This is a genomic window from Streptomyces sp. NPDC048825 (assembly GCF_043198355.1).
GTDB lineage: Bacteria > Actinomycetota > Actinomycetes > Streptomycetales > Streptomycetaceae > Streptomyces > Streptomyces xiangluensis.
In genome coordinates, this window is record NZ_JBICUR010000012.1 from 267,731 (window position 1) to 287,785 (window position 20,055).

The window sequence follows — 20,055 nt, forward strand, 5'->3', positions numbered from 1 at the left end:
CGACAGATGCTTTCGACGGGTGCGGGCGGACGATGGGGGACGGCGATGGCTGGTAAGGAACTCAGTTGGTCCCGGAGTGACCGGGGCTGGTCGCAGGGCGAGCGGGCGAAGACGGCCGCCAAGTTGATGGTGGGCTGGGTGGCCCTGCTGTGGCTGGTCGAAGTGGTCGACGTGATCACGGACCACTCGCTGGACGGCCTGGGGATCATTCCGCGCACATCGTCGGAGCTGGTCGACATCGTGCCGGCCTCGTTCATCCATTTCGGCTTCGCCCACCTGGCAGCGAACACGGTTCCGCTGCTGGTCCTGGGTTTTGTCGCGGCCCTCGGCGGGCTGCGCCGTTTCGCCGCCGTGGCCGCGCTGATCATCGTGGCCGACGGGCTCGGCGTCTGGCTGATATCTCCGGCGCACACCAACACCGCCGGTGCCTCCGGCCTGATCTTCGGGCTGTTCGGCTTCCTGGTGATCAGCGGTTTCGTGGAGCGCAGGCCGCTCGGCATCATGGCCGGTGTACTGATCGCGGCTGCCTGGGGCAGCTCAGTCCTCGCGGGCATAGCCCCCAACAACACCACGGTGAGCTGGCAGGGGCATCTGGTCGGCCTGGTGTCCGGCGTGGCAGCGGCGTTCCTGTTCCGCCGCCGCTCGGCCTCCGGCTCACCCGAACGCGCTATACGGTAAGCCCGCGCACCAGCAGGTCGAGCAGCGCGCACACGAACAGTGCGATGCCGATGAACCCGTTGACGCTGAAGAACGCCCTGTTCACCCGGGACAGGTCGTGCGGGCGCACGATCGAGTGCTCGTAGAGGAACGCGGCGGCGACGATCAGCAGGCCCAGCCAGAAGAAGGCGCCCGTGTCGGTGGACAGCGCGTACCAGACGAACAGTGCCGTGGTGACCGTGTGGCAGCCGCGGGCGCCCCAGATGGCGGCCGGGATGCCGAAGCGGGCCGGCACCGACATGACGCCGATCTCGCGGTCCGTCTCGATGTCCTGGCAGGCGTAGATCAGGTCGAAGCCGCCGATCCAGATGCCGACCGCGAGGCCGAGGATCACCGCTTCCCAGGACCATTCGCCGGTGATCGCCAGCCAGCCGCCGACCGGGCCCATCGCCTGGGCGAGACCGAGGATGGCCTGCGGGAAGTTCGTGAACCGCTTGCCGTAGGGGTAGACCACCATCGGGATCACGGCGATGGGCGCGAGCGCGAGGCAGAGCGGGTTGAGCAGGGCCGCGGCGCCGAGGAAGAAGACCAGGGCGACCAGCGCGCCCGTCCACGCGTGCCGCACCGTCATCGCGCCGGTGACCAACTCCCGTTGCGCCGTACGGGGGTTGCGGGCGTCGATCTCGCGGTCGATGATCCGGTTCGCGGCCATGGCGAACGTACGCAGCCCGACCATCGCGATGGTGACGAGGAGCAGCCGGCCCCAGTGGATGTTCCGGTCCGTCTGGAACATCGCCGTCAGCGCCGCGATGTACGCGAAGGGCAACGCGAACACCGAGTGCTCGATCATGACCAGGCGCAGGAACGCCTTCGTGCGGCCGGGTTGAGGGATCGCTGCGGAAGCGCTGCTCACTTGAGTCCGTACTCCTTCCAGCGGCGGTCGACCAGCGCCGCCGTCTCGGGGTCGGACAGCACCATGTCCGGCCAGCCGCCGTCCCGCGTATAGCCCTCCTCGGGCCACTTCTTCGTCGCGTCGATGCCCGCCTTGCCGCCCCAGAACTGCTGGTAGGAGGCGTGATCGAGGTGGTCGACCGGTCCTTCCACGACCGAGAGATCGCGGGCGTAGTCCGTGTTGCCGAGCGCGCGCCAGGCGACCTCGTGCAGATCGTGGACGTCACAGTCCGAGTCGACGATCACGATCAGCTTGGTCAGGGACATCATGTGCGCGCCCCAGATCGCGTGCATCACCTTCTGGGCGTGCTTCGGGTACTTCTTGTCGATCGCGATGATCGCGCAGTTGTGGAAACCGCCCGCCTCCGGGAGGTGGTAGTCCACGATGTCGGGAACGATGATCTTGAGGAGCGGCAGGAAGAAGCGCTCCGTCGCCCGCCCCAGCGGGCCGTCCTCTGTCGGGGGCCGCCCGACCACGATCGACTGGAGCAGTGGCCGCTTGCGCATCGTGACGCAGTCGATGGTCAGGGCGGGGAAGGGTTCCTGCGGCGTGTAGAAGCCGGTGTGGTCGCCGAAGGGCCCCTCCGGGAGCATCTCGCCCGGCTCCAGCCAGCCCTCCAGTACGACCTCCGCCTGCGCGGGCACCTGGAGCGGCACCGTCTTGCAGTCGACCATCTCGATCCGCTTGCCCTGGAGGAACCCGGCGAAGAGGTACTCGTCGATGTCGCCGGGGAGGGGGGCGGTGGAGGCGTAGGTGACGGCGGGCGGGCACCCGAACGCGATCGCGACGGGAAGCTTCTCGCCGCGGCGGGCGGCCACTTGGTAGTGGTTCCGGCTGTCCTTGTGGATCTGCCAGTGCATGCCGATGGTGCGCTTGTCATGGCGCTGGAGGCGGTAGAGCCCGAGGTTGCGGATGCCGCTCTCCGGGTCCTTGGTGTGGGTGAGCCCGAGGTTGAAGAAGGACCCGCCGTCCTTCGGCCAGGTGAAGAGGGCAGGGAGCTGTTCCAGATCGACGTCGTCGCCGCGCAGTACGACCTCCTGCACGGGCGCGTTGTCTGACTTCACCTTCTTCGGCGGTACGTGCGTCATGGCGCCGAGCTTCCCGAAGGCCTCGCGCACGCCGACGAACCCGTGCGGCAGCTCGGGCTTGAGCAGCCCGCCGATCTTCTCGCTGATCTCCCCGTACGACTTCAGGCCGAGCGCCTTGAGCAGGCGCCGGTCGGTGCCGAAGACGTTCATCGCAAGCGGCATTGCCGACCCGCGTACGTTCTCGAAGAGCAGCGCCGGACCGCCCGACTTCTGTACGCGGTCGACGATCTCCCCCACTTCCAGATACGGGTCGACCTCGGCCTTGACGCGCTTGAGGTCACCCTCGCGTTCCAGTGCCCTGAGCAGGGAGCGAAGATCGTCGTAAGCCATGCGGTCAAGTATCGCCGAGGGCAGTCGGAAGCATGCGCGCGCCCCGCTTTCCGGCCGGGGGTCCGGCCCGCCGCGCAGCGGCAATGGGACACAGCGCCCCCCGGATAGCACAGCGGCTACCGGCTACCCTGGCCCCGTAACGGGGCCTGGTCCAGTGGCCCCGATCGCAACGCAAGGGGAGTGCTCATGCTCAGGGTGCTGATGGTGCTGGTGCCGCTGGGGCTCAGCATCTACGCGTTCATCGACTGCATCAGCACCGATGAGAAGCAGATCCGGTACATCCCGAAGCCGCTCTGGGCCATTCTCGTCCTGCTCTTTCCGCTGGTGGGCTCCATCTCCTGGCTGCTCGTGGGCAAGGAGCGCGCGGCGCCGCGCCCCGCGGGCGGACGCCGCCGCGACGGCTGGGTGGCGCCGGACGACAACCCCGAGTTCCTGAAGTCCCTGAAGGACGAGGAGTTCCCGAAGGGCTCCTCCAACTCTTCCGAATCCTCCGACTCCTCCGACCCCTCCGACTCCTCCAAGGACGCGCCGAAGGACTTCCCCGAGGACTCCCCGAAGGGCGAGAAGCGCGAGCGGGACGAGGGCGGCGACAGCTGACCGAGCTTGCGGCGCTGCGGCGGGCGCCGCGCTGAAAGCGACGGGTCAGCCGGTGAACGCCTCGGCCTGCTCCGCGTGCTCCACCTTGATGTGGTGTTCACCGAAGATCTCCTTGAGGACGGGCTCGGCCTTGGTGGGGTCGTCGACGCCCACGAACACGAACCCCCTTTCGTCCACGCCGACTTGGCGCAGGCTGAAGGTGCCGTCCCAGCGGTGCATGTCGGCGCTGATACGGCCGGCGAGGGCGTCGAGGTCCTTCCGGTTGGCGTCGGCGTCGTGCAGCCGTACCGTCACGCCCTTCTCGGCGGCACCGCAGACCTCGGCGTCGAGGACGGCGGAGGGCATGCGATAGACGTCGACGGCCTGGTGCTCCTCGTCGACCGACAGGCCGGTGAAGACGGCGGAATAGCGGGCGTCGGCCGTCTTGTCGATGTACATCAGCGTGCGGAACAGCGGGTTGTCGTCCGTCGATCCCCTGGGGCTGAAGCGGGGGAGGCTGCCCATGGGTTGCGTTCCGACGCATACCTGTTCCGGCGCGGAATCGGCGTCGGTACCGGCGTCGGTGTCAGCCCCGGCGCTGGCGCTGGATCCTTGGAGCGCACACAACAGGGCGACGGCCATCACCGCGGCGCCTGCGGTCGCCCTGCCGCTCGTACGGTCCTTCATGTCCCTCTCCGTCCACGTGGGTCGGTACTGGGACGCAGGAAACGGCGGACGGGTTCACGGGTTCCCGGGCTTGACGTTCTTCATCGTGAAGTGCGAGGTGACGTCCTTGACGTGGCGGTCACCGCAGCCTCTTGACCTGCGCGGAGGTGAGGGCCCGCTGGAAGACCCGGACGTCCTTGATGGCACCGGGGAAGAAGTCGGCGGCCTGACCGACGTGACTCGCGCGCCCGATCATCAGGGCGCCCTTGGCGGCGATCGGGTTGGCGTCGTCCACCTCGGCCTCCTGGACTCCGTCGACGTAGAGGCGCAACTTGCCGCTGTCGCAGACACCCGCAAGGTGGGTCCAGGTACCCACGGCGGGGACGCTGTACGACAGCGCCCGCAGGCCGGGACGGGCGAAGGCCCAGCGGTTCTCGGCGATCGAATACTGCAGGTAGAAGCCGCTGTTGGCGTTGGCGTCCTGGCTGACGGCGGTGGCGAAGAAGTCGGGTTTCACGGACAGGCGGACCCGGGCCGACACGGTGAAGCTGCGGCCGTTGCCGGTTCTGAGCACCGGGCCCCGGGTGACGATCTGGCTGCTGCGTCCGTCGAACACGGCGGCCCCGCCCTCGCCCGTCTGCCACGCGACCCCGCTCGCGGTGCCGTCGTTGCCCCCGACGGTGTCCCTGGCGATCGAGCCGGAGGGTTCGTCGAGCGGCCAGGCTCCTACCGGTTTCGGTACGGCCGGCGCGGCCGGCGCGGCGCCGGGCCGGTCCGCGGCAGGGCCGTCCTGGCCGTCGGAGCCGGTGAGGCCGACATAGGCGGTGGCGCCCACCGCGACAACCCCGGCGACGCCGGCGGCCCCCGCGAACAGGAAGGCACGGCGGCTGCGGCCACCGCCGCGGGCGTCCGCGCCGGGCGGCGGAACGGTGCGGGCTCGGGTCACCGGGATGGGGGACGGCGGCGGTGGCGTGTCCAGCTGCGTGGCCGAGTGCGTCGGGAGTGATGGGTGCGCCTGGTGTGCGAAGGCGTCCCGGGACTCCCCGGAGAACGCGTCCGCACGGGCTACGGCGGGATCGTACGAGGCCCGTGGGTCGCGTACCTGAGTCGGCGTGTGCTCGGTGGCGGCCGACCGACGGCGTGCCTCCAGCAGGGCGGCCGTACCTTCCGCCCCCTCGGGGCCGACCTGTGTGAGGATCTCGCGGGGTGTGGGGCGGCGGGCGGGGTCCTTGACCAGGCAGGCAGCGATCAGAGCGCGAAGGGTGGGATGGGTGACGGCTTCGATGTCCGGCTCGGTGTGGACGACGCGGTACAGCAGGGCGGGTGTCGGCCCGTCGCCGAACGGGTTGCTGCCGGTCGCCGCGTACGCCAGGACCGCGCCCAGGGAGAAGACATCTCCGGCCCAGGTGATCTCGGCGTCGCCGGCGACCTGTTCCGGGGACATGAACCCCGGCGAGCCGACCATGCGGCCGGCCTTGGTGATCCCGGCGGTCTCGGCGCTTCGGGCGATCCCGAAGTCGATCACTCTTGGTCCGTCCTCGGCGAGCAGCACGTTGGAGGGCTTGAGGTCGCGGTGGACGAGGTTCACGGCATGGATCGACGTCAGTGCCTCGGCCAGCCCGGCCCCCAGGGCCAGTACCGCCTGCGGGGGCAGCGACCGCCGGTCGGCGACCGCGTCTTGCAACGAGGGCCCGGAGATGTAGCTCGTGACCAGCCACGGAAGCGGCGCGTCCGGGTCGGCGTCGATCACCGGAGCGGTGAACGCCCCGCTGACGAGCCGTGCCGCCTGCACCTCACGGCGGAAGCGGGAGCGGAACTCCGGCTGGCGGACAAGGTCGGCGTGCACCACCTTGACCGCGACCGCGCGGCCGCCCGGGGACCGGCCGAGGTAGACCCGCCCCATGCCGCCCGCACCCAGGCGTCTCAGCAGCCGGTAGTCCCCTACGGAACGCGGGTCCTCCGGCTCCAGAGCTGCCACAATCCCCTCCAGACATGCTCTGCCTCAGTAGCCACTCAGGCACGTTCAGCATAGGTGGGGAGATCGGACCGCCGAGGTGAAATCCCGTTCCCCGTAAGCGCTTTCGACCTACATCAGCGCTGCTGCCGGAGCCGGAACAGCTCCGCCCACTGCTCCGCGGTGAGGCTCTTCGGCAGCGCATTCGGAGCGATCCGGTGCCGGCGCGTCCAGCGACGGATCCGTTGCCGTGGCAGCTCGGGCACGGCGGCGGTGAGCATCTCCGGCAGGCCGCGGCCCTTCCCCGTGAACACCCTCTGGACGAAGTCCTGGTAGCACCGCTGGTCGCGACGGTCGACAAGGGACCGCTCCCGTCGGGACACCGTCAGCAGGCCGCCGTCGACACCGGGTCGCGGCCGGAACGCCGCCGCCGGAACTCGTCGTACGAGCCGGAACTCGAACCACGGCCACCACTGCGCCGTCATCATCGTCGCCCCACCCACACCGGCCCGCCGCCGCGCGACCTCCCACTGCACCAGCAGGACGGCCTCGGTCCAGCCTGGGGCGTTGAGGATGCGCCGGAGCATGGCGGTCGTCTGGTGGAAGGGCAGGTTGCCCACCAGGACATGGGGCGTGCTGGGGACCGTATAGCGCAGGAAGTCCGCCTGGACGATCTCGGTCGACGGGCGCGTACGGCGATCGAGCCGGGCCGCTCGCCGGTCGTCGATCTCGACTCCGGTCAGGGGCCTGGCGAGGCTTTGCAGGGGGAGGGTGAGCGCGCCGTCGCCGGGGCCGATCTCGATGATCGGCCCGTCGGTACTGGTCACGAGGCCGACGATGGTGTCGATGACGCTCTGGTCGACGAGGAAGTTCTGGCCGAGTTCGTGACGGCCAGGACGCTGGTGCGAGTGCTGATGATGACGCTGGGTGCGCACAGGATCTCCGCGGCTTCGAAGGGAAGCCGGGCAGCACGGCAGGGGCCGCCCGGCGGGAGGTCTCCGGAGCGGCGGATGCTCTCGTTACGCGAGATCGCTACGCGTGATGTGTGAGAGTGCCCACCGCTAGAAGCGGCGGGTCCTGGTGATAGCTGCGGCTGCGCACATGCCGATCAAGTTACGTCACGCCAAGTACCCCTCGGCAACCGATTTTTTCGTAGGAGAGTGGAGTCATGGAGCGCATGGATCAGGCCCAGGCACGCGCGTGGCTCGTCACCGCCGTCGAGGAGGCGCGGGCGGGGCTCGCCGAGGGCGGCATCCCGATCGGCGCCGCCCTCTACGGCGCCGACGGGACCCTCCTCGGCCGCGGCCACAACCGTCGCGTCCAGGACGACGACCCGTCCATGCACGCGGAGACGTCCGCCTTTCGCGCTGCCGGCCGGCAGCGGTCGTACCGCGGTACGACGATGGTGACGACCCTCTCGCCGTGCTGGTACTGCTCCGGCCTGGTGCGGCAGTTCGGCATCTCGCGGGTGGTGATCGGCGAGGCGACGACGTTCCACGGCGGCCACGACTGGCTGGCCGAGCACGGCGTGGAGATCGTCCTGCTGGACGATCCCGAGTGCGTCGAGATGATGCGCGACTTCATCAAGAACAACCCCGCCCTGTGGAATGAGGACATCGGTGAGTGAGCCCCGGATCCCGACCATCGACCTGCGCCCCTGGCTCTCCGGCGACCCCGCGGCCCGCAAGGAGATCGCCCGCACCGTCGACGAGGCCCTGCAGAGCGCCGGGTTCCTGCTCGTGACGGGGCACGGCGTGGCCCCCGAGCTGCGGACGGCCATCCGGGACTCCGCCCGCGCCTTCTTCCGGCTGCCCGTCGAGGTCAAGCAGCCGTACGCCGCCCGGGTCGGCGGTCGCGGCTGGCTCGGTCCGGGCGCGGAGGCCAACGGCTATGCGGAGGGCACTCAGACCCCGCCGGACCTGAAGGAGTCGCTGACGTTCGCGACGCACGAGCCCTTCGAGGATCCGGTCGTGAACGCGGAGTGGTACGCGCCGAATGTCTGGCCCGAGGAAGCTCCCCGGCTGAGGTCGCTCTGCGAGGAATACCTGGCCCGGATGGCCGAGCTGGAGCACCACCTCCTTGCCCTCCTCGGCGAGGCCCTCGGCCTGGAGCCGGACTTCTTCACGAAGCACATGGACCACCCGACCTACGGCTTCAACATCAACTGGTATCCGGGCAGGGATGTGACGGGCGAGCCCGAGCCGGACCAGTTCCGCATCGGCCCGCACACCGACTTCGGCACGGTCACGATCCTCGACCGGCAGGCGGGCAAGGGCGGTCTGCAGGTCTTCACGGACGGCGGCGGCTGGGAGGACGCGCCGTACGACGCCGAGGCGTTCACCATCAACATCGGTGACCTGATGGCCCGTTGGACGGGCGACCGCTGGCGCTCAGGGCGCCACCGCGTCCTGCCGCCGCCTGCGGACGCGCCCGCCGAGGAGCTGATGTCCCTGGTCTACTTCGGCGAGTGCACGCCGGGGACGCTCGTGGAGTCGGTGCCTGCGCCGGTCGGACGGGTGGCGTACGAGCCGGTGGACTCGCACGTGTATCTGCGGGAGAAGCTGGACTCGATCTCGGTCGGCTGAGGCGGAGCCCCGGGTTTCTACCGAGCTTGGGGTCGCCGAGCGGTCAGAGGCTGGTGAGCAGGCCGTCGAGTGGGGCGGGCACGCGGTCGGGTTCGAGGGCCTCGACGAGGACGCGGCCGTAGTGGATCTTGCGGCCTTTCTTTGTGCCGAGGAAGCGCCGCAGTTGCTGCTGCGAGGTGCGGCCCTGCTGTGCGGGCTGGTTCTGGAAGGTCTGCAGGGCGCGCAGGTCGCCCTCCGCCCGGACGACCTCCTCCACCCGTGTCACGCCCAGCGCGCGGATGAGCTCGTCCTCCAGGTCCGCCGCGCAGACGAAGAACTCCTGCTGTGCCGCACCGGCACGCTCCAAGCCGCGGACGTAGTAGCTGCGCTCCCGCTCGTCGCACAGTCCTGTGAGGCTCAGGCCCAGGCCGGGTGGTCCGAGGAGGCCGGCGAAACGCCCGACGCTCATCGCACCGCCCATCGGCAGGACGCAGACTCCTTCGGCCGCCAGATCCCGGCCGCGGCTCGCGGCCAGCGCGTCGACCGCTGCGACGTCGCTCGGCCCTTCGAGCAGGACGGCGGCCCGGACGGACAGCCGCGCGGCCAGCTCGCGCGCGGGGTCGCCCGGGCCACCGGCCGCCCACGCGATGACCGCATCCCGGAACGCCCCCATGTCAGCCATGACAGGAGTCTCCGCCCTTCCCGGCCGCGGCGGTAGGGAATTACCGCGTGGTGCGGCAGGCGTGGTCGCTGTGCTGGTGGCGGCGCAGGAGGACGTCGGCGTCGGTTTCGGCCCTGCGGTTGCCGCGGGCGCGGGCGTCGTCTCGGGTGATGGCGAGTTCGGTGCACGTTGCGCAGCCGGGGGTCGGGACGGGCGGGCGGTTGAGCTCATCCGGCTGAACGGGCTGATGCAACGTCACACCCTCCGCTTCGTGCGATGGTTCGCCGCCATCAGCGAGGCGTCGATCCGTTCCTCCTGTGTCGCCGGGCGGAGCAGCGCCGGGTCGGCCTCCCACTCCCGGCCACCGCCGACGGGGCGCAGCATCGCGTACGGACCCGCCTTGTCGCGGTACTCCCCGACCTTGCGTGCCCCCGGGTCGTAGACGAGGGCCCCCGGCTCCAGCTGCCCTGCTTCGTCCGTCATCTCCACTCCGTACGTTCTTTGCCGTTCGCACCTGCCAGAGGCGAATCACTCGTTACTCTGGGTGAATCAAGCGTTGCGCAACGGAGCGTCGTGTTCAACGCCGGACGCGTGCCACTGGGCCACTGTCACGGAGGGATGCTGTGAGCCGACGTAATGCCGAGGGGGGTTCGGCTGCCACCACCGGGGCCGTTTTCGGGGAATTACTCAAGCACTTCCGTGAGGCGGCACTGCTGACGCAGGAGGGGCTGGCGAAGGAGATCCCGTGCGATCGCTCCCATGTGGCGCGGGTGGAGGCGGGGACGAGGGTCCCGCAGGACACGTTCGCCAAGAAGTGCGACGAAGCGCTGGGTACGGGTGGGGTGTTGGTGCGGTTGTGGGGGCGGATTGATTGGTATCCGCAGGTGGAGCATCCGGATTGGTTTCGGCGGAGGGCCGAGATGGATGCGGTGGCGGTTTCCTTGCGGGAGTATCAGGAGCGGGTCATTCCGGGGCTGTTGCAGACGCCGGACTACGCGCGGGCGCTGTTCTCGCGCGTGGCGAGCGGCGATGAGCTGGACGAGCGTGTTCGGGCCCGACTGAGCCGACAGCAACGCTTCCTGGCCGAGGGCAGTCCGTTGTACGTCGTGGTTCTGGACGAGAGTTGTCTGCGGAACGTGGTGGGCAGCCCGGCCGTCATGCGTGACCAGTGCGCGCATCTGCTCAACGTCGGGCGACGCCCCAACATCCGTCTTCAGGTGGCCCCCGCCGGTCTCCTCGGGCTCGTCCGGCCCAGCGGCTCCATGTCGTTGATCAAGCTGCCCGACGGGCACGAGTGGGTCTATTCGGAGTCGCTGGATCGTGGCCATTTCAACGATGATCCGGCCGTCTACGCAGGCCACAGCCAGACCTATGATGTGCTCAGGGCGGACTCTCCGTCGGCCCGCGAATCCGCCGCCCTGATCAGCGGCGTGATGGAGGGGTATGAGCAGCATGAACAGGGACCAGCTCAGCGCCGCGACATGGATCAAGAGCAGTTACAGCGACTCCAACGGCGGCAACTGCATCGAAGTAGCCCCCGATTTCCCCGCCGTCGTCCCCGTCCGCGACAGCAAAACCCCTGACGGACCCGTCCTGTTGATCGATCGCTCAGCTTGGTCTTCGTTCGTGTCGGCCGTACGGGAACCCGGGCTCAACGTCTGACCACAAGTCGCGAGGCTTGCTCGTCCCCCGCTCGACAATGCGACGTCTGCACACCCTCGGTATGGTCGACAAGACGGCCGGTCCATGGCGCGCCACGGTCTGCGTATCGGCGCGGCCCGGCCGCCGGCTGGGCGCACACGGTGCTTGGACCACTGCATCGTCATCGCCGGCGGCGTACTCGCCTTGGTGCTGTGGAACTACCCCACCCCCGAGGCCGTGGCGCTTGTCCTTGTCCTTGGCCTTGTCGTCCTCGTACTGGCTCTTCTCGGAATCCTCGCCGCGGCCTCCGGCGCAGCAGAACACCCGGCCCCCGGCGGTCAGCCAGTCATCCGCCCCGGGTGATGCCGTCCGGTGCGCGCCGGGCTTTCCTGAGGGCGTACGTCACGCCAACCGCCATGGAAAGGAGCCTGAGATGGCCGAGCAAGAGACAGGGGCGGGCGCCGTCGCTGCCCTCGCCGAAGCGAACGCGCCTGTGTTCGAGACGCTCGTCCAGATGACGCTCGACACGTTCGAGCGGTCCGGGCTGGATGAGGAGACGTATCTGCTGGCACGCATCGCGGCTCTGGTGGCCATGGACGCCTCCGCCCCCTCGTACCTCCTCAACATCGGCACTGCCGCGGAACTCGGCGTGCCGCTGGAGAAGATCCAGGGAACGCTCGTGGCGATCGCCCCCGTGGTGGGCAGCGCCCGCATCGTGTCCGCCGCCCGCAATATCGGCGACGCCTTCGGGCTGGAGCTTCGCGGCGAAGACGACCAGTAACGACCGGCCCGACCTGGGCCGCGAGTCCCTCCCGTGTGTGCGAGGGGCCGCGGCCCTGTCCCGGCAGGCGCTGGACATCAACGGCCGACACCTTCAGGAGAAGCAATGGGCAGCACCGTGAACCTGGCCTACGACTACCCGGTCCTGGGCGTCTTCTGGACGCTCCTGTGGATCTTCCTGTGGGTCATGTGGATCTTCCTGCTCTTCCGCGTCATCGTCGATGTCTTCCGCGACGACTCCATGAGCGGATGGGCCAAGACGGGATGGCTGATCTTCACGATCGTCTTTCCGTTCCTGGGTGTCTTCGTCTATGTCGTTGCCAAGGGCAAGGACATGGGCAGGCGTGAACAGGCGCACGTCAGGGCCCACTTGGACGAGACCAACCGGTACATCCGCGAGACCGTCGGCGTCACCGGCACTCCCAGCGAGGCGGACCAACTCGCCAAGCTCTCGGAGATCCGGGCCCGCGGCGACATCTCCGAGGACGAGTTCCGCCGGGCCAAGGAGAAGGTCCTCCACCACTGACTCGACGATCCACAGTCCCGTATCGGCTTTCGGCTCACGGCCTCCGGCTGGTCATATCCACCACTCCCCGGGCGAGGACAGCGGTCGAGCTGACGAGGTCCCCCGCTTCGAGCGGGTCGCACTTCTCCGTCGGGGCCTCCAGGTTGACCACGCTCTCCCCCAGGAACGCAGACGCCTTCTCGTCGAAGATCAGCTCGGCACGCGCCTTGCCCTGCGACCCGCGGATCGCGGTGCCAAAGGCACCGGACACGTCCAGCGCGACGGCGACTCCCGTACGGCCCGCCGCATCCTCGGCGTCCGAGACGGCGATCAGGCCGGGGATCTCGGCGAGCGCCCGGTACAGCGCGGCGGCGACCTTCGGCGGGAGAAGGTTGGTGGTGAGCAGGTTGCCCGCCTTCGCGAAGGCGCTCGCGTCCGCGGACTTGCTGCCGGACGGCTTCTCGCCGGGGTCGAGGCCGTAGAGCCAGCGGCGCATGGCCTCGGGGTCGGTGGGGAGTTCCTCGGCCTGCCGGTAGAAGTTGGCGGTGTTCTTGCCGGGCAACTGGCGGGCGATCTCGCGCTGGATTATCTCGCCGTTGCCCTGGAGCTCCCGGGACAGCCCCCCGCTCCGGCCGTCGACGGACTCCCAGAGTTCGCGTTCGCCGTACTCGTAGCCCTCGTCCGTCCCGTCACAGCCGCCGGGCACGCCCTTGTCGGGGTCCATTTTCCAGTGGTAGGCCTCGCGCTTGGTGTAGACGAACTGGTCGTTCCTGATGTCGGCGGGCCGTTCTTCCCCGGCCGCCACGGCGAGCCGTTCCAGCAGCGGATCGGGGTCTTTCGTGATCGTAGGCTGCGGCATGGGGCTGTCCGTGCTTCCCGGCCGAGGGACGTCGGTGGCGGCGTCGCGGGTGACGCCGACTCCCACCGCGATGGCGATGGTGAGGGTCGCGGCTGCCACGGGGGCCACGAAGGCGGGGCGGCGCCAGAAGGTCCGTACGGGCAGGTCCTGGTCCTCCTCCGGACTGCTGCCCTTTTCTTCCGCTGTGCCGGTCTCACGGATCTCGCGCATCAGATGCTCCCTCAGGACGCGGTGACGGCCCGGCGGGAGGTCCTTCTCGGGAATCTCGGTCACTGGTTCCCCTCCTGGATGGGCCCGGCCACAGGTGTGTGGCCGTCTTTCATCTGTCCGCGCCCGGCGGCGAGTTCCGCGGCGAGCTTCGTACGGGCCCGGGAGAGCCGGGAGCGCACGGTGCCGACCGGGATGCCGAGCGCCTCGGCGGCAGCTGCGTAGTCGAGGCCGCCCCAGGCGCACAGGGCGAGCACCTCGCGCTCGGGGCGGCGCAGGCGGTCGACGGCGACGCGTACGGCCCTGAGGTACGCCAAGTCGTCGATGCGTCCGGCGACTTCGTCGGCGAAGTCGCGCTGGGCCTCGGCGGGTGGCAGCCGGGACACGGCAGCCGCGTGCCGCCGGGTGGCACGGCTCGTGTTGCGGGCCACGTTCGTGGCGATGCCGAGCAGCCACGGGCGCGGCGAACCGCCCTCCGCGTCCAGCCGCTCCCGCAGCCGCCACGCCTCCAGGAACGTCAGCGACACGATGTCCTCGGCCGTCGACCAGTCGCCGGTCAGCCGGAACGCATGGTTGTAGACGGAGCGTGCGTACGCGTCGAAGAGCTCGCCGAACGCCTCCGTGTCTCCGGCCCGTATGCGGACGCGCAGTTCACGCCGTTCCGGGCGGTCCCCCCTGTTTGTCTCCACGTATCCCACCTGTCCGTACGACAAAGGCCGGTTCCCGTGACGCATGTCACATGGAACCGGCCTCGGATCGTATGAAGGTGTCAGGCCTCGGTGAACAGAAGGGGTTCAGCCCTCGGGGGCGCTCAGCCGACGTCGGCGTACGAGTGCTTGCCGCTCACGAAGATGTTCACGCCGTAGTAGTTGAACAGCCAGCAGGCGAAGGCGGCGAGGGCGATGTACGCGGCCTTGCGGCCCTTCCAGCCGGCCGTGGCCCTGGCGTGCAGATAGCAGGCGTACGCGACCCAGGTGATGAACGCCCAGGTCTCCTTGGGATCCCAGCCCCAGTAGCGGCCCCACGCGTCGCCCGCCCAGATCGCGCCGGCGATGATCGTGAAGGTCCACAGCGGGAAGACGGCGGCGTTCACGCGGTACGCGAACTTGTCGAGGGAGGCCGAGGCGGGCAGCCGCTCCATGACGGAGGTCGCGAAACGGCCGGGCGTGCCGCCGCTCACCAGCTTGTTCTCGTACGAGTCCTTGAAGAGGTACAGGATCGTGCTGACCGCGCCCACGTAGAAGACGGCGCCGCAGAAGATCGCGGTGGAGACGTGGATGTAGAGCCAGTACGAGTCGAGGGCGGGAACCAACTGGTCGCTGGCGGTGTACAAGACAGTGACGGCGAGACCGAGGTCGAGGAGGACCGTGGTGACCAGGGGGAGACCGAGCCAGCGGACGTTCTTCTTCAACGCGAGGACGGTGAGGTACACGCCTACGGCAACGGTGGAGAAGGTGATGTTGAACTCGTACATGTTGCCCCACGGCGCCCGCTGCACCGACAGGGCCCGTGTGAGCACGCCGCCGAACTCGATGAAGAAGGCGAGCACGGTGAGGGACACGGCGATACGCCCGTAGAGGTCCCCCTGTTCGTCCCCGCCGTGCGCCCCTGGCCCGTCCGGCACGTCCCGCGCACCAGCAGCGGCCCGCGTGACGACCTTGGGCCGCTCCAGTACGGCCGTGCCACCGGCTTTCTTCACGGTGACCTCGGGCGCCCCGGCCTTCTTGGCGTCCTTCTTCGCGCCCTTCGCGTCGCCGGTGAGCGCGGCTGCCGTGCGGCTGACCTTGCTGCGGCTGCCGAAGGTCCACTCGGCGATGTACGCGAAGAAGGCCAGGGTGTACACGGCCATCGACGAGTAGATCAACGTGTTGCTGATGTTCGCGAGGTTTTCGTTGGTGGCGGCGGCCAGCTCGGTCGCGGCGGCGAGAGTCACTTGGGCTCAGCCCCTTCGGCAGGTACGGCTTGGGGGTCGGGGGTGGGGTCGGCTTCGGAAGTCTTGCCGTCCGGCTCGGGGTCTTCGTCGGCGTCGGGCTCGGGGTCTGGGTCCGGTGCGCCGGGAGCCGTGTCGTACAGGATGGCCGCCAAGTCGCCCAGTTCCTCGGGGACTTTCGCGGACTCGCTGCGGCCCAGGCCGGCCATTTCGACGACCGTGACGCCGTCGGGGCCGGGGGTGGCGCGCACCCAGACGCGGCGACGCTGGATGAAGAGCGAGGCGGCGAGGCCGAAGATCGCGGCCATGGATGCGGTCAGGGCCCAGCCGCTGCCGGGCTCGTGGGTGACCTGGAAGCCGGCCCACTCCTTGACGTTCTTCTCGAAGGTGATCGAGCCGTTGCCGCCGGGGAGCTTCATGGTCTCGCCGGGCAGGAGCCGCTGCTTGAGCAGATTGCCCTTGGAGTCCTTGAACTCCTTCATGTTGGTCCTGTCGAGCTGGTACACGCTCTGCGGGAGCCCCGAGTTGAGGCCCAGGTCGCCGTGGTAGGCGGACAGTGCCAGCACCGGGAAGTCCAGCGCGGGGAACTGCGAGAGCATCTGGCCCTTGCCGGCACCGGCGAACGTCGGCACGAAGAAGGCGTTGAAGCCGAGCTGTTCCTTCTCGCCCTTGGCGTTCGTGTAGCCGTCGAGGACCTTGATCGCTCCGGAGGAGGTGACGTTCGAGTCGAGCGGCAGCAGCGGCACGGCCTGGCTGTAGACGACGTCGCCCTTGGCGTCCCGGACGGTGACGACAGGAGCGTAACCGTGGCTGACGAGGTAGACGTTCGAGCCGTCGAGCCTCAGCGGATCGGTCGGCCCGATCTTGGCCTTCTGCTCCTTGCCGTCGGCACCCTCGCTGTAGTTGAGGGTGGCCTCGTAGAGGCGCGGCGTGCCCCTGTTGGGCCCTGTCCTTGCGTACGTGCCCTTGAAGTCCTTCAGGGTGAAGCTGAACGGCGGCAGGTCGTCGGTATTGAAGAGGTTCCCGGACTTGAAGTCGTCGTACTGCGTGAGGGTGTTGGCGAACCCGTCGCCCTCGACGATCAGCTTGTTGCCCTCGGACCTGAAGAGCTGGCCCCAGGCGAAGGCGATCAGCATCACGATCAGCGCGATGTGGAAGGCGAGGTTGCCGACCTCACGGAGGTAGCCCTTCTCGGCGGCGACGGCGTCGCCCGCGGTGTGCGCGCGGAAGCGCCGCTTCTTCAGCAGCGTGAGCGCGGCCTCGCGGACCGCCTCGGGCTCGGCCTCGGTCCGCCATGTCGTGTACGCGGGCAGCCGGGTCAGGCGACGGGGCGCGCCCGGCGGCCGGCCGCGCAACTGGCCGACGAACTGCCAGGTGCGGGGCACGATGCAGCCGATGAGCGAGACGAACAGCAGGATGTAGATCGCCGAGAACCACACGGAGCTGTAGACGTGGAACAGCCCGAGCTTCTCGTAGATCGGCCCGAGCGTGGTGTGGTCCTTCGTGAACTGCTCGACCTTCATCTCGTCGGTCCCGCTCTGCGGGATCAGCGAGCCGGGGATCGCCCCGAGCGACAGCAGGAAGAGCAGGATCAGCGCGACCCGCATGGAGGTGAGCTGCCGCCAGAACCAGCGGGCCCAGCCGATGACGCCCAGCGAGGGCAGGTTCGGAGCGTCCTCGCGGGGGGCGGTGGAGAGCTGGGAGCCGGCGGCGCCCAGTTCGTTGTCGTCCCGTACGGCGGTGCTGTCGTCCTGCGCGGCGGTGCCCTTGCCGGTGTCAGTGGTGCTCATGGATCAGACCCCTACCGTGAAGCCGTTGGACCAGCCCTGCATCTCCTGCACGATGCTGTCCCACGCACCGGTCAGCAGCAGCAGGCCGGTCGCGATCATCATGCCGCCGCCGATGCGCATCACCCACGCGTAATGACGCTTGACCCAGCCGAAGGCACCGAGCGTCTTACGGAAGGCGACCGCGGCAAGCACGAAGGGCACGCCGAGGCCGAGGCAGTACGCGACGGTCAGTATGGCCCCGCGGCCCGCGCTCGCCTGGTCGAACGACAGCGCCTGCACGGATGCGAGCGTCGGACCGATGCAGGGCGTCCAGCCGATCCCGAACAGCGCGCCGAGCAGCGGGGCGCCCGCAAGTCCGGCCACCGGCCGTTTGTGGAACCGGAATTCGCGCTGGGTGACCCTCGGCATGAGGCCCATGAAGAAGACGCCCATGAGGATCATGAGTCCGCCGAGCACCTTGGACAGGGTGCTCTGGTAGTCCAGCAGGGTCGAGCCGAAGTAGCCGAACAGTGCCCCGCCGGAGACGAACACGGCCGTGAAGCCGAGTACGAACAGAGCGGCGCCCGCGGCCATCCGCCCGCGTCGTGCTTCGGCGAGGTCCGTGCCACCGACTCCGGTGACGTACGAGAGATAGCCGGGCACGAGCGGCAGGACGCAGGGCGAGAAGAAGGAGACGAGACCGCCGAGGACGGCGATGGGCAGGGCGAGCAGCAGGGCACCGCTGTAGACGGTCTCGTTCATGTCGGTGGCGGCAGCAAGCTCGGTGGCGGAGGCGGCGAGGAGGGACACGAGCGGTCACTTCTCCGCGAGGATCGGCTTGATCATCTTGCGGAGTTTCTCCTCGCTGAGCGGCTGCAGCGAGCGCGAGGCGATATTGCCCTGCCGGTCGATGACGATCGTGGAGGGGATGGCCTGCGGGTTGAGCGTGCCCTTTTCGAAGCGGAGCATGAGCTTGCCCGTCGGGTCGTACAGGCTGGGATAGGTGACCCCGTACTCCTTCTCGAAGGCCACCGCGGGTTTGGTGCTGGTGTCGCGGGTGTTGATGCCGACGAACTGTACGCCCTGGTCCTTGAGGTCCTCGGAGACCTTGACGAAGTTCTTCGCCTCCAGGCGGCAGGGCCCGCACCAGGAGCCCCAGACGTTGAGGACGACGATGTCGCCCTTGTAGTCGGCGACATCGAGCTCCTCGCCGTCGATGGTCTTGCCGGACAGCTCGGGGGCCGCTGCCCGCTCGGCCTTCTCGACGGTGGCGATGCCGTCGGTGCCGGTGACGAAGCCGGTGTTGCCCGACCCCCCGGACGTACCGCCCGATCCGCACGCGGGCAGCAAGAGCGCCGTGACGGCGGCCCCACTGGTGAACAGGGCGGCGCGACTGCGCGTACGGGTGGAGGAACGGGTGCGGTTCGAGCGCTGGGGGGCGTGGCTTGCGGCACTCATGTGAAAAGTTTCGCATGTCCGCTCCGGGGATCTTGCGCACCCCCCTCACGGGTGGAAACCCGCATTTCAGGCGGCCTTTTCGGACCCCTTCACGGACCCCTTCGAGGAGCTCGCGGTGACATCTCCGAGGTACGCGTTCCAGCCACCCACCGGCTGCTGCCCGACATCGAGCGACTGAAGCTTCGCCAGCACTTCCGGCTTCTGTACGTCCAGCCAGTCCACGAACTGCCGGAAGGAGACGAGTCGTACGTCCTTCTTGCCGGCCATGTACTTGAGGGCTTCCTCGACGGCGTCCATATAGATGCCGCCGTTCCAGTCCTCGAAGTGGTTGCCGATGAAGAGGGGCGCGCGATTCGTCTCGTATGCCCGATCGAATCCGGCGATGTACGCCTTGGTGGCCTGCTTGCGCCAGCCCGGGTAGTTGGCGGGCGGGGCCTGGGTGGAGTTGAGGGACTGGTTGGCGAGGATGTTGTAGTCCATCGAGAGGACCTCGAAGGTGTGGCCGGGGAACGGGATCCCCTGGAGCGGCAGATCCCACAGCCCCTGGGTCTTTCCGGGCCACTGCTGACGGCCGCCGGGCGAGGAGGCGTCATAGCGCCAGCCGAGTTCGCGGGCCGTGGGCAGCAGGTTCTCCTGGCCGAGCAGGCAGGGCGTGCGGCCGCCGATGAGTTCCTTTTCGTAGTCGAAGGGCAGCGCGGGCAGATCGGTCCAGCCCGTGTTCGTACGCCACTCTTTGACAAAGGACTTCGCCTGGTCGATCTCGCTGCGCCATTGCTTGGGTGTCCAGTTGGCGCCGGTGCCGGTGCCGCCGCAGAAGTGGCCGTTGAAGTGCGTGCCGATCTCATGGCCGTCGAGCCAGGCCTGCCGTACGTACTTCAGCGTCGACTTGATGTGGTCGTCGGTCAGATAACCGATGTCGGAGGCGCCCGGCGCATTGTTCGGCGGAAGATATTTGCGCTTTTTCGACTCGGGCAGGAGATACAGTCCGGAGAGAAAGAACGTCATGTGTGCGTCGTGCTCTTCGGAGAGGTTCAGGAACCGCTCGAAGAGGCCGTTGCCGACGTCTCCGGCACCGTCCCAGGAGAACACGACGAACTGCGGCGGGGTCTGGCCGGGTTCGAGGGGTTCGGGCTTCGGGGGCTGGTTGGGCTGCTTGCCGGTGTAGGCGGTGGAGCCGTCACCTATGGGGCGGTCGGTGCTTCCCTTGCCGTTGCTGTTGCCGTTGCTGTTGCCGGGGTCTTTTTCGGAACCTTCGTCACCGCCGAAACCGTTTCCCAATTCGGTACCGCAGCCCGCGAGTCCCACAGCCGCCGCAGCACCGGCCCCGAGTCCCAGCATTCCCCGTCGTGTGATGTGGCGCATTCCCGCCCCGTTCGTCGCGCTGTTCCGTGCCGGATGACACCGGATTAGAGGGCGCGACGAACATGGGGGTTCCTGAAAAGAGCGTCACATTTCCCG

The 20,055-nt window shown here is 68.8% G+C and carries 24 protein-coding genes; 9 read left to right on the forward strand and 15 right to left on the reverse strand.

Going from position 1 to position 20,055, the window contains the following annotated elements:
* Nucleotides 1–45: 45 nt before the first annotated feature.
* Nucleotides 46–678: a rhomboid family intramembrane serine protease gene (locus tag ACGFNK_RS28135; protein WP_393420258.1), complete on the forward strand. Its 633-nt coding sequence runs from the start codon at nucleotides 46–48 to the stop codon at nucleotides 676–678.
* On the opposite strand, the gene mqnP is transcribed toward ACGFNK_RS28135, so the two are convergent.
* Together mqnP and ACGFNK_RS28145 are read right to left on the reverse strand one after the other, a co-directional pair.
* Nucleotides 668–1,570: a menaquinone biosynthesis prenyltransferase MqnP gene (gene mqnP, locus ACGFNK_RS28140; RefSeq protein ID WP_393420260.1), complete on the reverse strand. Its 903-nt coding sequence runs from the start codon at nucleotides 1,568–1,570 to the stop codon at nucleotides 668–670. The genes ACGFNK_RS28135 and mqnP overlap by 11 nt on opposite strands.
* A complete protein-coding gene (locus ACGFNK_RS28145) occupies nucleotides 1,567–3,027 on the reverse strand; it encodes a menaquinone biosynthesis decarboxylase (RefSeq protein ID WP_386340573.1) in 1,461 nt (486 codons plus the stop codon). The genes mqnP and ACGFNK_RS28145 overlap by 4 nt, the downstream gene beginning before the upstream one ends.
* Nucleotides 3,028–3,213: 186 nt before the next feature.
* Between ACGFNK_RS28145 and ACGFNK_RS28150 the strand changes: the two genes are divergently transcribed.
* Complete coding sequence (locus ACGFNK_RS28150; RefSeq protein ID WP_393420262.1) at nucleotides 3,214–3,624, forward strand: PLD nuclease N-terminal domain-containing protein; 411 nt, start codon at nucleotides 3,214–3,216, stop codon at nucleotides 3,622–3,624.
* A 45-nt stretch (nucleotides 3,625–3,669) separates the two neighbouring features.
* On the opposite strand, the gene ACGFNK_RS28155 is transcribed toward ACGFNK_RS28150, so the two are convergent.
* From ACGFNK_RS28155 to erm, 3 genes are all read right to left on the reverse strand, one after another.
* Nucleotides 3,670–4,290 carry a hypothetical protein gene (locus ACGFNK_RS28155; protein ID WP_393420264.1) on the reverse strand — a complete coding sequence of 207 codons (621 nt, stop codon included), beginning with the start codon at nucleotides 4,288–4,290 and terminating at the stop codon, nucleotides 3,670–3,672.
* Between the two features lie 118 nt (nucleotides 4,291–4,408).
* The gene (locus ACGFNK_RS28160; RefSeq protein WP_393420266.1) at nucleotides 4,409–6,247 is read right to left on the reverse strand and encodes a LamG-like jellyroll fold domain-containing protein; all 1,839 of its coding nucleotides are present in this window, start codon (nucleotides 6,245–6,247) and stop codon (nucleotides 4,409–4,411) included.
* A 113-nt stretch (nucleotides 6,248–6,360) separates the two neighbouring features.
* On the reverse strand, nucleotides 6,361–7,158 hold the full coding sequence (gene erm, locus ACGFNK_RS28165; protein WP_393420268.1) for a 23S ribosomal RNA methyltransferase Erm: 798 nt from the start codon (nucleotides 7,156–7,158) through the stop codon (nucleotides 6,361–6,363).
* 233 nt (nucleotides 7,159–7,391) lie between these two features.
* On the opposite strand from erm, the gene ACGFNK_RS28170 reads away from it, so the two are divergent.
* Together ACGFNK_RS28170 and ACGFNK_RS28175 are read left to right on the forward strand one after the other, a co-directional pair.
* Entirely contained in the window at nucleotides 7,392–7,850 is a 459-nt protein-coding gene (locus ACGFNK_RS28170; protein ID WP_393420270.1) for a nucleoside deaminase, read from the forward strand.
* Nucleotides 7,831–8,808, forward strand: coding sequence for an isopenicillin N synthase family dioxygenase (locus ACGFNK_RS28175; protein ID WP_393420272.1), 978 nt, complete (start codon nucleotides 7,831–7,833; stop codon nucleotides 8,806–8,808). Before ACGFNK_RS28170 ends, ACGFNK_RS28175 begins: the two co-directional genes overlap by 20 nt.
* Before the next feature lie 43 nt (nucleotides 8,809–8,851).
* Here the strand turns inward: ACGFNK_RS28175 and ACGFNK_RS28180 are convergent, their stop codons facing one another.
* The 3 genes from ACGFNK_RS28180 to ACGFNK_RS28190 are packed head-to-tail and all read right to left on the reverse strand — an operon-like array spanning nucleotide 8,852 to nucleotide 9,931.
* Nucleotides 8,852–9,469: a TOPRIM nucleotidyl transferase/hydrolase domain-containing protein gene (locus ACGFNK_RS28180; protein ID WP_393420274.1), complete on the reverse strand. Its 618-nt coding sequence runs from the start codon at nucleotides 9,467–9,469 to the stop codon at nucleotides 8,852–8,854.
* 40 nt (nucleotides 9,470–9,509) lie between these two features.
* Complete coding sequence (locus ACGFNK_RS28185) at nucleotides 9,510–9,701, reverse strand: hypothetical protein (protein WP_386340559.1); 192 nt, start codon at nucleotides 9,699–9,701, stop codon at nucleotides 9,510–9,512.
* 2 nt (nucleotides 9,702–9,703) lie between these two features.
* The gene (locus ACGFNK_RS28190) at nucleotides 9,704–9,931 is read right to left on the reverse strand and encodes a hypothetical protein (protein ID WP_393420276.1); all 228 of its coding nucleotides are present in this window, start codon (nucleotides 9,929–9,931) and stop codon (nucleotides 9,704–9,706) included.
* Nucleotides 9,932–10,071: 140 nt separating this feature from the next.
* On the opposite strand from ACGFNK_RS28190, the gene ACGFNK_RS28195 reads away from it, so the two are divergent.
* From ACGFNK_RS28195 to ACGFNK_RS28215, 5 genes are all read left to right on the forward strand, one after another.
* On the forward strand, nucleotides 10,072–11,031 hold the full coding sequence (locus ACGFNK_RS28195) for a Scr1 family TA system antitoxin-like transcriptional regulator (protein WP_393420278.1): 960 nt from the start codon (nucleotides 10,072–10,074) through the stop codon (nucleotides 11,029–11,031).
* Nucleotides 10,973–11,110 carry a DUF397 domain-containing protein gene (locus tag ACGFNK_RS28200; protein ID WP_393420417.1) on the forward strand — a complete coding sequence of 46 codons (138 nt, stop codon included), beginning with the start codon at nucleotides 10,973–10,975 and terminating at the stop codon, nucleotides 11,108–11,110. Before ACGFNK_RS28195 ends, ACGFNK_RS28200 begins: the two co-directional genes overlap by 59 nt.
* 84 nt (nucleotides 11,111–11,194) lie before the next feature.
* On the forward strand, nucleotides 11,195–11,452 hold the full coding sequence (locus ACGFNK_RS28205) for a hypothetical protein (protein ID WP_393420280.1): 258 nt from the start codon (nucleotides 11,195–11,197) through the stop codon (nucleotides 11,450–11,452).
* A gap of 70 nt (nucleotides 11,453–11,522) precedes the next feature.
* Nucleotides 11,523–11,870 (forward strand): carboxymuconolactone decarboxylase family protein, encoded by a 348-nt coding sequence (locus ACGFNK_RS28210; protein WP_386349638.1) that lies wholly within the window; start codon nucleotides 11,523–11,525, stop codon nucleotides 11,868–11,870.
* 105 nt (nucleotides 11,871–11,975) lie between these two features.
* Entirely contained in the window at nucleotides 11,976–12,395 is a 420-nt protein-coding gene (locus ACGFNK_RS28215) for an SHOCT domain-containing protein (protein ID WP_393420282.1), read from the forward strand.
* A gap of 34 nt (nucleotides 12,396–12,429) precedes the next feature.
* Here the strand turns inward: ACGFNK_RS28215 and ACGFNK_RS28220 are convergent, their stop codons facing one another.
* From ACGFNK_RS28220 to ACGFNK_RS28250, 7 genes are all read right to left on the reverse strand, one after another.
* Nucleotides 12,430–13,506, reverse strand: a complete 1,077-nt coding sequence (locus ACGFNK_RS28220) for a CU044_5270 family protein (RefSeq protein ID WP_393420284.1) — start codon at nucleotides 13,504–13,506, stop codon at nucleotides 12,430–12,432.
* Entirely contained in the window at nucleotides 13,503–14,129 is a 627-nt protein-coding gene (locus ACGFNK_RS28225; protein WP_393420286.1) for an RNA polymerase sigma factor, read from the reverse strand. Before ACGFNK_RS28225 ends, ACGFNK_RS28220 begins: the two co-directional genes overlap by 4 nt.
* Before the next feature lie 122 nt (nucleotides 14,130–14,251).
* The gene (ccsB, locus tag ACGFNK_RS28230; protein ID WP_393420288.1) at nucleotides 14,252–15,373 is read right to left on the reverse strand and encodes a c-type cytochrome biogenesis protein CcsB; all 1,122 of its coding nucleotides are present in this window, start codon (nucleotides 15,371–15,373) and stop codon (nucleotides 14,252–14,254) included.
* Nucleotides 15,370–17,160, reverse strand: coding sequence for a cytochrome c biogenesis protein ResB (locus ACGFNK_RS28235; protein WP_393420290.1), 1,791 nt, complete (start codon nucleotides 17,158–17,160; stop codon nucleotides 15,370–15,372). Before ACGFNK_RS28235 ends, ccsB begins: the two co-directional genes overlap by 4 nt.
* 3 nt (nucleotides 17,161–17,163) lie before the next feature.
* Complete coding sequence (locus ACGFNK_RS28240) at nucleotides 17,164–17,901, reverse strand: cytochrome c biogenesis CcdA family protein (RefSeq protein WP_393420419.1); 738 nt, start codon at nucleotides 17,899–17,901, stop codon at nucleotides 17,164–17,166.
* 54 nt (nucleotides 17,902–17,955) lie between these two features.
* Nucleotides 17,956–18,597: a TlpA family protein disulfide reductase gene (locus tag ACGFNK_RS28245; protein WP_393420291.1), complete on the reverse strand. Its 642-nt coding sequence runs from the start codon at nucleotides 18,595–18,597 to the stop codon at nucleotides 17,956–17,958.
* Nucleotides 18,598–18,663: 66 nt separating this feature from the next.
* Nucleotides 18,664–19,935 (reverse strand): hypothetical protein, encoded by a 1,272-nt coding sequence (locus ACGFNK_RS28250; RefSeq protein WP_393420293.1) that lies wholly within the window; start codon nucleotides 19,933–19,935, stop codon nucleotides 18,664–18,666.
* Between the last annotated feature and the right edge of the window lie 120 nt (nucleotides 19,936–20,055).